This window comes from Pseudomonas sp. YA1, from assembly GCF_058680555.1.
In genome coordinates this window covers 202451-217809 of record NZ_JBZWBG010000001.1, presented here as the reverse complement: position 1 = coordinate 217809, position 15359 = coordinate 202451, and the positions used below count along the sequence as shown (strand labels likewise).

At 70.2% G+C, this 15359-nt stretch carries 10 protein-coding genes; 1 reads left to right on the top strand and 9 read right to left on the bottom strand.

All coding sequences use genetic code 11. The features are described 5' to 3' along the window. The first annotated feature begins 72 nt into the window (after window positions 1-72). Window positions 73-1131, top strand: coding sequence for a PA0069 family radical SAM protein (locus tag AC4OR5_RS00985; protein ID WP_003083628.1), 1059 nt, complete (start codon window positions 73-75; stop codon window positions 1129-1131). Window positions 1132-1361: 230 nt separating this feature from the next. Here the strand turns inward: AC4OR5_RS00985 and tagQ are convergent, their stop codons facing one another. The 9 genes from tagQ to AC4OR5_RS00940 all read right to left on the bottom strand — a co-directional run bounded on the left by tagQ (window position 1362) and on the right by AC4OR5_RS00940 (window position 15355). Then, the gene (gene tagQ, locus AC4OR5_RS00980; RefSeq protein ID WP_003083630.1) at window positions 1362-2276 is read right to left on the bottom strand and encodes a type VI secretion system-associated lipoprotein TagQ; all 915 of its coding nucleotides are present in this window, start codon (window positions 2274-2276) and stop codon (window positions 1362-1364) included. Window positions 2277-2337: 61 nt separating this feature from the next. Beyond that, entirely contained in the window at window positions 2338-4050 is a 1713-nt protein-coding gene (tagR, locus tag AC4OR5_RS00975) for a type VI secretion system-associated regulator TagR (protein ID WP_031756565.1), read from the bottom strand. Then, on the bottom strand, window positions 4043-5242 hold the full coding sequence (gene tagS / locus AC4OR5_RS00970) for a type IV secretion associated ABC transporter permease TagS (RefSeq protein ID WP_003128189.1): 1200 nt from the start codon (window positions 5240-5242) through the stop codon (window positions 4043-4045). Before tagS ends, tagR begins: the two co-directional genes overlap by 8 nt. Further along, window positions 5242-5961, bottom strand: coding sequence for a type IV secretion associated ABC transporter ATP-binding protein TagT (gene tagT / locus AC4OR5_RS00965; RefSeq protein ID WP_023126808.1), 720 nt, complete (start codon window positions 5959-5961; stop codon window positions 5242-5244). The genes tagS and tagT overlap by 1 nt, the downstream gene beginning before the upstream one ends. Beyond that, window positions 5958-9056: a serine/threonine protein kinase PpkA gene (gene ppkA, locus AC4OR5_RS00960; RefSeq protein WP_057386037.1), complete on the bottom strand. Its 3099-nt coding sequence runs from the start codon at window positions 9054-9056 to the stop codon at window positions 5958-5960. The genes tagT and ppkA overlap by 4 nt, the downstream gene beginning before the upstream one ends. A gap of 7 nt (window positions 9057-9063) precedes the next feature. After that, window positions 9064-9792, bottom strand: a complete 729-nt coding sequence (pppA, locus tag AC4OR5_RS00955; protein ID WP_003083639.1) for a serine/threonine phosphatase PppA — start codon at window positions 9790-9792, stop codon at window positions 9064-9066. 9 nt (window positions 9793-9801) lie between these two features. Then, on the bottom strand, window positions 9802-10482 hold the full coding sequence (gene tagF / locus AC4OR5_RS00950) for a type VI secretion system-associated protein TagF (RefSeq protein WP_003083642.1): 681 nt from the start codon (window positions 10480-10482) through the stop codon (window positions 9802-9804). Then, window positions 10479-14009: a type VI secretion system membrane subunit TssM gene (gene tssM, locus AC4OR5_RS00945; RefSeq protein ID WP_058159889.1), complete on the bottom strand. Its 3531-nt coding sequence runs from the start codon at window positions 14007-14009 to the stop codon at window positions 10479-10481. The genes tagF and tssM overlap by 4 nt, the downstream gene beginning before the upstream one ends. Next, window positions 14006-15355 carry a DotU family type VI secretion system protein gene (locus tag AC4OR5_RS00940; protein WP_058159890.1) on the bottom strand — a complete coding sequence of 450 codons (1350 nt, stop codon included), beginning with the start codon at window positions 15353-15355 and terminating at the stop codon, window positions 14006-14008. The genes tssM and AC4OR5_RS00940 overlap by 4 nt, the downstream gene beginning before the upstream one ends. Window positions 15356-15359 lie beyond the last annotated feature (4 nt).

The window sequence follows — 15359 nt, the reverse complement described above, 5'->3', positions numbered from 1 at the left end:
GGCGGCGATGGCTGTGGGCTGGGGTCCGGTGCGATACTGTATTTGTATACAGTATTTCGCCGGGTTCCCCTCATGAGCGCTCCCCTGCCCCCGCGCGGTCGCGGTACCGCCAGCAACCCCCTCAACCGCTTCGCCCCGACCCACAGCGAGGCCTTCGACGATGGCTGGGAGCAGGACGTGCCGCCGATCCAGCTCACCGAGGTGCGCGAGGAGATCGCCCGCACGGTGATCTCCCGCAACCAGTCGCCGGACCTCCCTTTCGATCGCTCGATCAATCCCTACCGTGGTTGCGAGCATGGCTGCATCTACTGCTATGCGCGGCCCAGCCATGCCTATTGGGACCTCTCGCCGGGGATCGATTTCGAGACCCGGTTGATCGCCAAGAGCAACGTCGCCAGCGCGCTGGAGCAGGAACTGAGCAAGCCCGGCTATCGCTGCGCGCCGATCAACCTGGGTGCCAATACCGACCCCTACCAGCCGCTGGAACGCGAACGCCGCCTGACCCGCCAGGTGCTGGAGGTGCTGCTGCGCTTCCGTCACCCGCTGACCATCGTCACCAAGGGCTCGCTGATCCTTCGCGACCTCGACCTGCTGCGCGAACTGGCGGAGCAGAACCTGGTGGCGGTGATGATCAGCCTGACCACCCTCGACGACGAGCTGAAGCGCATTCTCGAACCGCGCGCGGCGGCGCCCTCGGCGCGACTGCGGGCGATCCGCACGCTCAGCGGCAACGGCATCCCGGTGGGCGTGCTCTGCTCGCCGATGATCCCGATGGTCAACGACATGGAGCTGGAGCGCCTGCTCCAGGCGGCGCGGGACGCCGGCGCGCGCAGCGCCGCGTACATGCTCCTGCGCCTGCCGCGCGAAGTCGGCCCGCTGTTCGAGGAATGGCTGGCGGCGCACTACCCGCAACGCGCCGAGCATGTGATGAGCCTGGTCCGCCAATGCCGTGGCGGCGAGGTCTACGACAGCCGCTTCGGCCACCGCTTTCGCGGCCAGGGACCGTTCGCCGACCTGCTGGCGCAGCGTTTCGCGGTGGCGATGAAGCGCCTCGGGCTGGACCGCCGCGAGGGCTTCGGGCTGGATTGCAGCCGGTTCGCCGTGCCGGGGGCGCAGATGGCGTTGTTCTAGCGTTTTCCCCGCGGCGCAGCATTTCGTATAGGGCGGAGTAGCGGCGCAGCGTGCCGGTGGCGGTATCCGCCCTGCGGGAAGAACCGCTGCCGCCGGGGAAGCCGGAAACGTCGGAAGCAGCCGTCCCGGCGAACGCTCGCCCTTCAGGCCGGCCGGGTCAGCGCGCCAGGCCCCTCAACGAAACGGCGACCCGAAGGTCGCCGTCGCGTTCGTGCTGGTAACGAGGCCGATCAGGCCTTGGCGCAGCTCGGCGGTGCCCAGTCGCCCATGTCCGGGCTGTTGCAGACTTCCTGGATCATGCCCTGGCCCCGGGAGGCCACCTTGTTGCCTTCGCTTTGCGCGTCCTGGGCCTTGCGGATGGTCTGCTCGGTGGCGACCGCTTCCTTCGGCACCTTGGGATTGCTGCCGGTCTTGGGCTTGCTGCCGCCTTTCGTAGTGCTGGCGCGGTTCTCGGCCTCGGCGACCTTGGTCACTTCGGTGCGCGGTACGCCGACCTGCTGCAGGTCTTTCTCGTAGGCCTGGGTGTAGTTGTTGATGTTCTCGCCGGCACGGCCGTTGGCGGCGACCAGCAGGGCGTTGGTCTCCTGCAGGCCGCTGACGATCTCGGCCAGGCGCTTGCGCCCTTCGGCTTCGTTGATCGACTTGTTCTTGCGGCCGTCGAGCAGGGCCTTGAACTGGCTCTGGTAGCAGCTTTGCGCCGACTTGGCGTAGGCCACGCTACGGTTGATCTCGACGGTGCTGCGGTCGACGTCGGTAGCGTAGGAGCCGATGCGCGCGCGGTCGTCGCTGATCTGCTTCTGCTTCTCCATGTAGTAGCCCGCCGCGCCGCCGGCCAGGGCGCCGCCTGCGGCAGCGAGGGCGGCATTGCGGCCGCGGTTCTCGTCGCTGGCCAGGCCGCCGGCCAGGCCGCCCAGCAGGCCGCCGGTGATGGCGCCGGTGATGGCCGAGTTGCGCACCGCGTTATCGGTGCTGCGCAGGTGCGACACCGGCTCGTAGCAGGACGGGTAGTATTCCGCGCGGGTGGTCTGGGCGACCGAGCCGACGCCGCTGCTGGCGCAGCCGCTGAGCAGCACGCCGCTGGCGGTCAACAGGCAGAGCGCGTAGCGCGCCGAGGTGATCAAACGGTTTTCGCTGGGTTGGCTCATTGCATCTCACTCCTGGTTTGATGAACCGCCCGGCTGCCGAGAGGTGCCGGACGGAACTCCTTCAACGCCCGCTGGACGCGAGCAATTCCTTCAATACCGCCTCCGGCTCGGCCCGGTGCTGCTGGCGATAATCTCCGACGTGTTTGACGAACAGGGTCGCGCGCTTGACCAGGCTCTTGCCCAGAACCGGGTTGCGATTGAGTTCTTCCTGGATGCGCTGGAACTGCGCCTGGATCACCGCGTCGGTGTAACGGGTGCCGGTGGCGAGGTTGTCGATGTAGATGGCCAATGCGCCATCGAGGGCGCTGCGCCCGTTGGCGATGGCGCCGGCATAGAGCTGGGCGGTCGCCTGATCCCTGGCTGCCACGGCTTTCTCCCTGTCCTTCTTGAGGTTGGTCAGGCGTATGTTGTAGTTGTTGATCGTCTCGGCGACCAGTGCCGCCGACTGTATCAGGTTTCCGGCGGCCTCTTCGCGCTGCCGGGCGATCAACGAAACGTTACGCTTGAGTTCCTCGTTTATCTGGGCCAACTGCGCCTGCATCTGCGGGTCGCGGGTGGCGGCAATGATTCCGTCCAATTGCTTGGTGGGATCTTGAGCGTCATCGATGGCATCGGTCAATGCCGCTAGTCGGCCTTCCTTCTGCCATTGGGCGAACAGCTCGGGATAGCGCGAGCGCGGCGCGGACAGCGCGCCGATGGCGACACGGAAACCGGTGGTCTCGTTGCGCTGTTCGCTGCCGTCGGCGGCGAACAGCGGGTATTCGCGGCGCATCCCGGTGAATAGAGTCATCTCGCCTTCGAGATAGTTCCCGCCCTTCACCACGAAACCGCCATATGTGCCCTGCCGGCGACCGGCGTGGACCAGTTGGAAGGACTCCTGGACCATCTCCGCGGCATTTCCGATCACGTCGAACAGGCCCAGCGGGTTCGGCCGCTTCATCCCTACCGGCAACAGTCGCGCGGCCTGGCCGGTGCCGCCGGCGACCTGGTTGTACACCGCCCAGTCGCCCAGCGGGCCTTCCTGGTCGCTGCCCTCGACCTTGCGCGGGAACAGCCGGCCTTCCAGTTCCTGGCGGCTGACCGCCTGGCCGCCGCGCGCGGCGAACTCCCACTCTACCTCGGTGGGCAGGCGGACGAAGCCGATGCCGCCGTCCTCGGGATTCTTGCCGCGGCCGCTGACCGGCAGCAGTTCCGGGTGATTCTTCAGCAGCCAGGCGCTGTACACCGCGCCGAAGCGTTCGGCGTCGAAGCGCGAGAGGTCGACCTTGGGCAGCCGCGCGGCCATTCCGTCCGGCACGTCGCAGGCCGGCGCCTCGCCCTGGCCGGAGAGCGCGGCCGCCTGGCTCATCACCGCGGCGTACTGGCGGGCGGTCACCTCGTACTTGCCGATGAAGTACATCATCGGCTTCAGCGGGGTGCCGGCGGCGGGCTTCGGCAGGCTGGCGGAGAGTTTCTGCTGCCAGGCCGGTGCCAGGTCGGCGAGGCTGAACTGGCCGTTCACGTAGTCGCGCCGGTAGCCGGAGATGAACGACTGCTGGTAGCCCGCCTCGCCTTCGTTGAAGGCGTAGCCGAGGTTGACCTCGCGATCGTCGAGGGCGCCTTCGGCGAGTACGTAGACATGCCGGAAGACCATCTCGCCGCCACACGGCAGCGGCAGGGCGACGTCGTCGGCCAGCGGCTTGGGATTGTCCGGCGAGTCGCCTTCGGCCCAGGCCGGCGCGGCAAATGCCAGGCAGGCGCCGAGGGCGAGCGGAAGAATGGCTTTCTCAAACATCGCGTAATCCCTCTGCGGCTTCGATCCGCGCCGCGCGCCAGCCGCCGCTGGCGGCGGCCAGGACGCTGCACAGCAGCGTGGCGAGCAGCGCCGTCAGGTAGTGGCTGGGCAGCAGGCGGCAGACGAACTCGCCGCTCTGGTTGTCGAACAGGTGGTTCAGCGCGCCGGCCGTGGCGGCGTACAGCAGCCCGGCGAGGAACAGGCCGAAGACGGCGCTGAACAGCGCCAGGAGCATGACGAAGCCGACCAGCGCGGCGGTCGGGAAGCCCAGCAGACGTAGCACTGCCAGGGCGCGGCGCTTGCGTTCGACGGCGGCCAGGCTGCTGGCGGCGATGGCCGCGAAGGCACCGCCGATGGCCAGCGCGGCGACGATCCAGAACACCAGGCCGAGGTTGCGGCTGAGGCTGCGCACCTGGGCGATGGCCTCGGCCTGGGTGGCGACTTCCACGCCACTCGCGACGAAGTGCCGGCGCAGCCCTTCCACCGCATCGAGGTCGCGGGCGTACAGGCGGAAGCCCGGGTAGATGCGTGCGCGCGGCGCCTCACCGGCCTTCCCCGGCCAGCCATAGGCGGCCACCGCGCGACCGTCGCGATAGTCCTCGGCGGCTTCCAGCAGGGCCAGCGGGGCGAACAGCGCGTCGCGGGCGAAACGCTCCTGTGGCAGCACTGCGAGCACTTCCAGCTCCAGGCGCTGGCTCTGTGCCTGGCCATCCATGCGCCGGCCGATGCGCGCGACGATGCGCTCGCCAGGCTGGGCGCCGAGTTTTTCCGCGGCGCCGTGGCTGAGCACCACGCGGGTCGGCCGGTCGGGTTGCGGCAGGCCGGCCAGCAGCGGGTCGCCAGCGGCGCTGGGAATCATCTCGACGCTCAGGGCGGTCTCGCCGCCGCCGCTGAGGTCGGCGGTGGCGGCGATCTGCCGGGTGCGCGGCACGGCGAAGGCGACGTCCGCGCGTGCGGCCAGGGCGGCGATGTCCTCGGCACGGTAGCGGGCGCCGCCGACCGGAATGATCTCGCGCACCGAAGGCGCGCGCTCCAGCCGCTCGGTGAGGGTGCTGACCAGGCCGTACTTGAGGCCGAACAGCACCAGCAGCGGGGTGATCACCGCCGCCAGGGCGAAGATCGCGCAGAGCGACAGGCGCGCCTCGCCGCGATAGTCGGCCCAGGCCAGCGAGAGCAGCAGGCCGGCGCGCATCAGCCAACGTCCTCGAGGCAGGCGCCGACGCTGTCGTCGGCCTCGCGTTGCCAGCGGATGGCCAGGACTTCCAGGCCGGCGGCGCGGGCCAGGCGCTCGTCGTGGGTGGCGACCACGGTGCAGGCGCCGCGCTCGCGGGCCTGTTCCACCAGCAGGCGCATCACCCGTTCGGCGTTCAGCGGGTCGAGCGCCGCGGTCGGCTCGTCGGCCAGCAACAGGCGCGGCGCATGCACCAGGGCGCGGGCGATGGCGACCCGCTGGCGCTGGCCGACCGACAGCGCCGCCGGTTTCTTGTCCAGCTGGTCGCCGATTTCCAGCCGCTCGGCCAGCGCCTGCACGCGCTCGGCGGACGGGGCGCCGAGCAATGCGCAGGGCAGTCCGATGTTGCGCCGCACATCGAGGAACTCGAGCAATCCGCCGCTTTGCAGCACGTAGCCGCAGTGCTGCCGGCGCAGCGCCGCCAAGCGGTCCTGGCGGCCGTCGCGCCAGAGCGCGGCGATGTCCTGCGGGCGTTCCCCGGCGAGGAATTCGAAGCGCCCGCCCGGGTCCGGCGCCAGGGCCAGCGCCAGCAGGTCGAGCAGGGTGCTCTTGCCGCAGCCGCTGGGGCCGACGATGGCCAGCTGGCGACCCGCGCGCAATTCCAGCGCCGGCACCCGCAGGCGGTAGCGCTGGCGACCGGCGCCGTGGCTGCGGGCGACCTCGTGCAGGCGCAGGATCATGGCAGCGTCGACAGCGGCACGCGGTACAGCGCGTCGCCGGCGTCGGCGTCGCCGAACCGGACCCAGTTGGCGACGTCGTTGTGGAAGGTTTCGTAGAGGCGGATCTTCGACTCCAGTTCGTCGATGAAGTCCTGCTGTTCGGCGACGCTCAGCGACAGCCAGAGGTCCTGGGTCATGTTCAGCGACTTGCTGCGGTACGGCAGGCCTTCCAGGTATTCGCCGAGCACGCCGCTCTGCGCCAGGTTGCTGCCCTTCACCAGTTGCGCCGGGTCGCGGCTCATGTAGGCGCTGGCGCTGGCGATTTCCTGGAAGAAGTCCTTGGGCGAGGTCTGGGTGCGCTTGGCCGCGTCGACGATCAGTTTCAGCGACTGTTGCAGTTCGTTGAGTTGCAGCTTGCTCAGCAGCACGCAGACCTGGAACGCCGGCAGCGCCGGGTTGGTCAGGTCACGGTCGGCGGTCCAGGCGGTGACGACCTGCGGCGCGCGCACCGGGTCGCGGCGACCGAGGAATTCCATCTGCATGGCGTAGCCGATGGCCGCCGACTTGCTCGCCACGCTTGGCGCGGCGTCGAAGCGCGGCGCCTGCGGCTTGCGGTTGCCGGCGTCGTGGACCAGGTCGGCGAACACCGTGCCGATCTCCTTCACCGTGTTGCCGAAGGCGTTCACCTCGCCGCCGGCCACCGGGATGTAGAGGTCGGCGATCTTCGGGTTGGCGTCGGCGGTGAGGCTGCGGTACTGCTGCTCGGCGTAGCCGTGGTTGTTCTTACCGGCCGGGGTGCGCAGGTGCAGGGCATAGATCTTCACGCCCTTGCGCAGCGCCGCCTGGCGGACCTCGGCCTCGTTCATCTGGGTGCGCCCGAGCGGGTCGTTCTTGCGCAGCGCGCCGGCGTCGGTGACCAGCAGCACCACGCGCCCGGCGTAGGGCGACCAGTCCATTTCGTCGACCGCCTGCATGATCCCGGCGAAGGCGTCTTCGTTGAACGAGTGGCTGGAGACGTCGGTGGCGCGCACCTGGCTGCTCAACTCGGCGAAGCGCTGCGCGTCGTTGCCCGGTTGCAGCGGCACCAGGGTCTTGCTGACGTATTCCAGGCCGGGGGTCTTGTCGGTGTTGTTGCGGAAGCCGACCAGGCCGAAGCTGACCTTGTCCAGGTCGCCGCGCTCGCCGATCTGCCGCTGCAGGCCGTCGATCACCTCGCGCACGCGGTCGATGTAGGGCTGCATCGACACCGAGGTGTCCACCACCAGGACGATGCCGGTGCGGAAGGTGTCGCTCGCCGCGCCGCTGGCGCTGCCCTGCCCGGCCTGGCCCGGCGCCTGGGGTGCCGTGGCGCTGCCGCCGGGGTCGATCGAGGCGACCTCCAGCAACTGCGCCGGCTGGCCGTCGGCGTCGAAGCTCTCCTTCGAGTCGAAGATCGGCAGCAGGTAGAACTGGTCCTGGGGGATCGCCCGGTCGTTGGGCTCGACCGCGACCACCTGCGGATCGCCCTTGTGGTCCACCGCCTGGGTCAGGGTGTCGCGCGCTGCGCGGGTATCGCCGAGCAGGCGCTCGACCTGCTCGGCGCTGTTGAGGAACATCACCGGCGCGCGGCCGGAGCGTTCGGTGAACTTCAGCACCAGGCTCTGCTTCCAGTCGCTCACCGCGCTGGCCGGCAGCCAGCCGTCGCCCTCGCCGTTGCTGGAGGCGCCGACGCGCAGCCAGGGGCTGCCGCCGACCTGCTTGCGGGCGTACACGTAGAGCACCGAGAAGGCCGGCACCGCGCCGGCCCGGGGCGGGCCGCCAGCCTCGGCGGAGATGGCCGCGCCGGGTTTGGTCAGGACGCGCTGGAACAGCGTCTTCTTGCCCGGCATCAGCAGCGGACGGTCGCCGCCGTCCTGTTCGGCATCGGCCACCGGGGTCTGCTGCTGCGGCTTGTCCGCCGGCGTCTGTCCCAGCGGCGCTGGATCGGCAGGGCTCGGTGCGTCGTCCGAGCCCAGCAGCCACCAGGCGCCGCCGCCGATCGCCAGGAGCACGGCGGCCGCGGCGGCGGCGATCAACGGCGTGCGGCTGCCGCCGGCACGTGGCTTCGCCGGCGGCAACGGAGGCGGCGGGGGCGATGGCGGTTTCGCCGCTTGCGACGGCGGAGGCGGAGGCGGCGTGGCGCCGCCGGCGCTGGGCGTGACCGGCGGCAACTGGATCGACACCGGTTGCAGGCCGCCGAGGTCGGCGGGCGGCAGGGGCGCGGGTTCGGCCGGCGGCGGGTTGCTCGCTCGCGGCGAGCCCTGCGGCGTCGCCAGCGGACGGATCTGGGTGGCTTCCAGGGCGCTCGGCGCCAGGCGGTCGAGGGCGGCGATCAGCGCGCCGGCGGTGGGGAAGCGCTCGGCCGGGTCCTTGGCCAGCAACTGGCGCAGGATGTCCTGGTAGCGGCCCTGCTCGATCGGCAGTTCCGGCAGCGGCTCGGTGAGGTGGGCCAGGGCGGTGGAGAGCGAGTCCTTGCCGTTGTAGGGCAGCTTGCCGGTGAGGATCTCGTAGAGCACCACGCCCAGCGCGTAGAGGTCGGCGCGGCCGTCGATCTCCTGCCCGCGGGCCTGCTCCGGGCTCATGTAGCTGGGGGTGCCGACGGCGAAGCCGACCTGGGTGAACTGGGTATTGTCCTCGATCGACTTGGCGATGCCGAAGTCCGAGAGCACTGCGGTGCCGTCGGCGCGGAACAGGATGTTGGCCGGCTTCACGTCGCGATGCACCAGGCCCTGGGAGTGCGCGTAGCCGAGCGCGGCGGCCACCTGCCGTACGTAGGCCAGGCCCTGCTCGGGATCGAGGCCCTGCTGGATGCGCTCCTTGAGCGTGCCGTTGGGCAGGTATTCCATGGCCATGTAGTAGCAACTGCCGACGTTGCCGATGTCGTGGATGGTCACCGTGTTCGGGTGCGACAGCCGCGCCAGGGTCCGACCTTCGCGCAGGAAGCGTTCGGCGAAGCTCGGGTCGGCGGCCAGCGCCGCGGCCATCACCTTCAGCGCCACCTTGCGCTGCAGCGAGCGCTGGGTGGCCAGGTAGACCGTGGCCATGGCGCCTTCGCCCAGCTCGCGTTCGATGTCGAATCCCGGAAGTTCTATGTCCATGTCCGTCTCAGAAGGCCCTGACCACCAGGGCCGTGATGTTGTCCGGGGCGCCGCGGGTCAGGCCCAGGTGGACCAGGCTGCGGACCACCGCATAGGGATCGCTGTGGCTGAGCACGTCGCGTAGTTCGCTGTCGTCGGCGGTCTTGTTGAGTCCGTCGCTGCAGAGCAGGAAGCTGTCGCCGGGCAGCACGTGCAGCGCGGCTTCCGACAGTTCCAGTTGCTCGTGCACGCCGACCGCGCGGGTGACCACGTTGGCGCGCGGATGGTGGCGCGCCTCTTCCTCGCTGATCAATGCGTTGTCGAGCAGCTCCTGGACGTAGCTGTGGTCCCGCGAGATGGCTTCCAGCACGCCGCCGCGCAGGCGGTACAGGCGGCTGTCGCCGGCCCACAGGCAGCTCGCCTGGTTGCCGCGCGCGGCGAGCAGTACCAGGGTGCTGCCCATCACGCTGACGCCACGCAGGCCGGCCTCCTGGCGAACCCGCTCGTTGACCTGGGCGAGGCCGGTGCGCAACGCGCCGACGTAGGCCGGTAGCGAGGAGGCCGCCGGGATGCGCCGCAGGGTATCGACGATCAGGCTGCTGACGAAGTCGCCGGCGGCGTGGCCGCCCATGCCGTCGGCGACCACCCAGAGTCCCGACTCGGGGGCGTCGAGACTGGCGTCTTCGTTGACCTTGCGGACCATGCCGACGTGGCTGTAGCTGGCCGACCTGTAGTAGCTGACTGAGTTGGGCACCATCAGTTGTCCTTAACCGGGTATGCCGGGAAAGAGCGGGATCACCTCGCCCTCTCCGGTGAGGAATCGTCCGAACGCCGGCGCCGGCGGCAGGCCCTGGTAGCGCATCAGGCCGGCGGAGATCCGTGCCGAGCCGCGTCCCCACCAGTGGCTGGCGCCGTCGCAGGCATGCTGGGCCAGCGCGGCGAGGCGCTGCGCCGGGGTCACCGCTTCGCTGCGCAGCAGGTTGCCGCTGATCAGCGATTGTTCGATGCGCGGTCCGCAGGGAGGGGCCGGGAGCTGCGCCACCGCCTGCTCGAAGGCCTCGACCTCGGCCTCCGGTTCGAGGGTGGAGAGCAGCAGGCTCTCGACCTGCTCGAACCAGCCGTCGTCGCCGCCGACCAGCCCGCCGAGGTCGGCGTTCGCCGGCAGCAGGCAGGCGACGGTCAGCGGGAAATAGCGACCGACCCGGTCGATGCTCGGCATCACCACCCCGGCCACCGCTTCGCCGCCGAGCAGGCCGGGGGCGATGGCGAAGCGCCACAGCGGGCTGGTCAGGTAGGCGTCGAGCCAGGCCGCGCCGAGTTCGTCCTGGCTGGCGCGCATGCCGCTGGCCAGCCAGGCGTCCCAGGGTTCGACGAAGGTGTTCGGCAGGCCGCGGCTGACGAAATCGCCGCGGCCGGCCAGCTTGCCGTAGAAACCGACGCTGTTCAAAGGCGCTCCGGGAGGCTGAAGCCGGACACGACCCGGCTCTTGAAGGGGTTGAAGGCGCTGCTGGCGCGCAGCTCGCAGGCGATGCTGGAGCCGTCGATGCGCAGCCGCAGGGTGAAGCGGTCCGGCGAGTTGCCGCGTTCCAGGTCCGACTGATCGAGCAGGCGGAACCAGGCCCAGGGGCCCTCCAGGGTCAGGCCGGAACGGCCGCTGCTGGGCGGCGGCGTCACCGTCAGGCGGACCACGCCGAGGCCGTTGGCGCTCGGCCACTGCATCGCCACCGGGCGGGCGGGGCCATGGTCGTAGGTCAGCTGCTGGCCGTCGAGGTCGAGAATGAACTGGCTGATCGCCGCGTCCATGGTCACCGGCTTGAGTTCGAAGCGCACCGCCGGCTGCATGCCGCCGGAGCGGAAGAAGGCGTCGCGGATCGCCGCCGCGCGCTGGAAGGTGTGCAGCACGCCGGGGTTGATGCCGAGCTTCTGCGCCGCGCCGGGCTGCCAGCGCCAGGTGCTGGCGGAGGTGTCGACGTAGGGTTGCAGGTACTGGCGGAAGTAGCTGTCCATCACCCCGCCGGCACCGAAGAAGTGGCCGAAGTCTTCCAGGGTGGCGTCGCGCGAGCTGCCGGCGGCGATCGGGTAGCGCCCGGCCAGGGACTGCCGGTAGACGCTGACCACGTCGCTGATCCAGGCCGCGTTGAGCTGGTTGCGCACGCTGCCCATCATGCTGCTGGTGGTGGAGTTGACCACGTTCTTCACCAGGCCCTGGACCACCGGCGGCTGGCGCTCGGCGCTGAGGGCCACGCGCGAGGCGGCGGCGGCCACCTGGTTCTTGGCGTCGCCGAGCAGCGAGTCGCCGCTGGCTCCGGCCATGGCGCTGACCTGTACGTAGAGCGCGTTCATGTCCTCCAGCAGGCTGTCGATCGGCGCCGGCTCGTTGCCGCCCTCGCCCTTGCTGACCAGGCTGTTGAGTTCGGCGAAGTGGGCGCTGATCGGGTCGCTGTCGGCCTGCTGCGGCTGTTCGCGGGCGCCTTCCTCCTCCTGGCCGACCAGCGAGCCGAGGCGCTGCTTGAGCTTGTCCACGGTGCCGTCGGCGGCCTTCTTCACTTGCGCGGCGACCAGCCGGTCGCCCTTCTGCAGGTCGGTCTCGCGGGCCACCGCCTCGAGCAGCTTGCGGAACGGCGAGGTCGGCCCGGAGAGAATGCGCAGCACGTCGGCGGCCTGGGTGACGTTGGTGATCGGCACCACGGTGAGGTCGGCGAGCAGGTCGTCCCATTGCCGCAGGTAGTCCTGGAAGTACAGGCGACGCACGTCGAGGGCCAGGTTGGCGGCATCGCCGGCATCGTTCAGGTCGCGCCCGAGCACCCACTGTTCCTCGGCGATGGTGCCGGCCTGGCTGAGGCTGGCGGTGAGGAACACCTCGCGATAGCCGCGGTAGGTGAAGAAGCCGCTGAGCGGGTCGGTGAGCGGCTTGCCGCTCTTGCGCGCGAACACCAGCGGCGCGTCGCGGCCGGCGGCGTCGCTGATGCGGAAGTCGGGCACGTCCTTGGGCAGCTTCTGCCGCTTGACCCGGTCGTAGACCCGCTGCGCCACCGGCAGTTGCTGCAACTGGCGGCGCAGGTCCTCGACCAGGTCCTGGTCCAGGCGCGCCGACGGCGGCCGTCGTTCGAGCAATGCGTCGAGGTGCGCGTGCAGCGCCTGGCGCTGTTCCGGCGAGAGGTCGCGCGGCAGGTTGCGTTCCCAGTCGAGGCTGATCCAGGCCTTGATGAAGTCGGCGTCGTAATGGTCCGGGCTGCCGAGCATCAGGTAGGCCTTCAGGCCCTCGTAGAGGAAATCGCTGCTGCCGCCGGAGCGCAACTGTTCCTCGATGCGGGTCACCAGGCGCGGGGCGAACACCGCGATCAGCAGCTTGCGGTAGACGCTGGTGGACTCCTCGCCGAGCATGTCGCCCTGGTACAGCCCGTAGCCTTCGGCCCAGCTTGGCGCGTCGCCGGCGAGATTCTGCACCGCGTTGAGCTGTGGCAGTACGGCCAGGACGTCGCGCTGGGCCGGGCTCAGCGACTCGATGCCGCGCGCCAGCGGGTCGACGCGCTGGTCGACCGCGGCGATGTAGCTCTGGTTGGCGCGGTAGCTGGCGATCCATACCGCCGTCACCGCCAGCACCACCAGCGCGGTGGCGCTCAGCGCGCCGATGGTCAGCCATTTGCGGCGGCGCTCGACCTTCGGGTTGGTGCCGACCAGGCCGCGTTCGCCGAACGCCACTTCGCGGAACAGCCGCTCGATGAAGTAGCTGCGCCCGGTTCCGGTCTGCCGCGCCAGGTGCTGGCGGTCGAGGTTCATCGACTGCGCCATGCTGCCGATCAGGCGGTCGATCGGACTGCCTTCCTGGGTTCCGCTGGTGAAGTACAGGCCGCGCAACAGCGGGCGTTCCTCGTAGGGGTTGGGCTTGAACACGCCGTTGAGGAACTCGCCGAGGCATTCGCGCAGGGCGGCGAATTGCTGCGGGAAGCCGTAGACCAGGTCGCGCCGCGCCGGGTCGCGCTCCTGCTGCAGGCGTTCCACCAGGCGCGCGGTGAGACGCTGTTCGAGCAGGGCGAATTCGCTGTCGAACACCGCCAGCGGGCCTTCCGCGCTCTTGCCGTCGTCGAGGGCGAAGGTCATCCCCCAGACCTGCGCGCGTTCCTCGCGGTTCAGGCTGTCGAAGAACTCCATGAAGCCCGGCACCAGGTCGAACTTGGTCAGCATCACGTAGATCGGGAAGCGCACCCCGAGCTGCTGGTACAGCTCCTGGATGCGCGCGCGGATCGCCTGGGCATGGGCGGCGCGTTCGGCGTCGCTGCCCAGCAGCAGGTCGGAAAGGCTGATGGCGATGAACGCGCCATCGATGGGACGGCGCTTGCGCTGGGTCTTGAGCAGGTCGAGGAAGCCCAGCCAGGCGGCCTTGTCCACCTGGGCGTGGCTGTCCTGGGTGGTATAGCGGCCGGCGGTGTCCAGCAGCACCGCTTCGTCGGTGAACCACCAGTCGCAGTTGCGCGTGCCGCCGACCCCGCGGATCGCCCCGGCGCCCATCTGTGCGGCGAGCGGGAAGTCCAGGCCGGAATTCATCAGCGCGGTGGTCTTGCCCGAACCGGGCGGGCCGATGATCACGTACCAGGGCAACTCGTACAGGTTGCGCCGCTCGCTGCCGCCCAGCTTGGCCCGCTTGAGCAGGGCCAGGGCCTCGTCCATGCGTTGCTTGAGGGTCGCCAGCTCTTCGGCGGTGGCGACGCTGGCGGCGTCCGGCGCGCTGACCTCGGCGAGACTCTGCATGACCTTCGCCGCGTTGCGCCGGGCCTGCACGATGCGCAGCACGCGGAAGCCGATCCAGACCAGGAACAGCAGAACGATCAGCACCCAGCGGCTGGTCGCCGAGGCCAGCGGTTCGTAGTTGCCCAGGCGCAGCAGCGGGCCGAGGAACCAGATGATCAGGCTCAGGGCGAGCAGGCCGAGCACCGGCACCACCCAGCGCGCGAAGAAGTTGAGGAAGCCTTTCATTGCGCGCCCTCCGCGAATACGGTGATTTCCACCCGGCGGTTGCGTGCGCGGCCTTCGGCGCTGGCGTTGGTCGCCACCGGCTCGGTGTCGCTGCGCCCTTCGGCGGTGAAGCGGCCGGCGTCGCCGGTGGTCGCGCCGAGCAGGTCGGCGACCTCCTGGGCGCGGGCCTGGGACAGTTTCCAGTTGGACGGGTAGCGCAGCGTGGCGATCGGCCGGTTGTCGCTATGGCCGGTGACCAGCACCTGGCCCTTGACCTTGCGCAGGGCGTCGGCGATGCGCAGCAGCAGCGGCTGGAACTCGTCGCGCACGCTGGCGCTGGCGCTGGCGAACAGCTCGTCGCCGCGGATGGTCACCACCGAGCGGTCGACGGCGTCCTCCACCGCCACTCGCTGGGCCTTGATGTCGTCGGCGAGGAAGCGCGCCAGGCGTGGCCGTTCGATCACCCGCGGCTGCACCGCCGGGCGGTCGATGGCCTGCACCGGGATCTCGCCGATGGCGTGGATGCGCTTGAACACCGGCTCGGCGTCGGCGGCCAGCTTCATCCGCAGGCCGAATAGCAAGGCCAGCAGCAAGGCCAGGCCGATGGCGATACCGACCCACGGCGGCAGGTATTGCGAAAGGCGATCGCGCATCACGCTGAGGCCGCGCCAGTGCGGCGACAGTTCGTGCTCGTACTCGCCGCGGGTGTTGCGGATCACCGCCGCGGTGCGCTCGCGCAGCGCCTCCAGTTGGCTGCGGCCGTCGTGCATGACCCGGTAGCGGCCTTCGAAGCCGAGGCTGGTGCACAGGTACAGCAGCTCCAGCAGGTGCAGGCGCTGGTGCGGGTTCTGCAGGCAGTGTTCGAGCAACTGGAAGACCTTCTCGCCGCCCCAGGCCTCGTTGTGCAGGGTGATCAGCAGGCTCTGCTTGCCCCAGTCGCTGGTGCTGCCCCACGGCGTGCTGAGCACCGCTTCGTCGAGGGCGGTGCAGAGCACGTAGCGCGCCAGCATCACTTCGTCCGGCGCCACGCCGGCCTGGCGTGCCTTCTCTTCGAACTGGCGCAGGTAGCCGAGCAGTTGCGCGCGCAGGCTGGCCGGCGCCGGATGGGCGATGGTGTTGCGCAGGCGGGTGAGCATCGCCAGCAGCGGGCCGGCGGCCTGCTCCAGCGGGTTGAGGCCGTCGCCGCGGCCGCTCAGCGGCGCCAGGCTGGCCATCGGCGGCGGCGTGTAGGGGTCGCCGCCGCGAGGGCCGCCGGCCGGTTCCGGGGCGCGGCCGCCGGGACGCGGCATGATCATGGTGCGGTCGTCGGGCGGGCTTCCGTTGCCGCCGCCGGTCGGGGTGCCGAAGGGATCGTCGATGGGAGGCATCGTT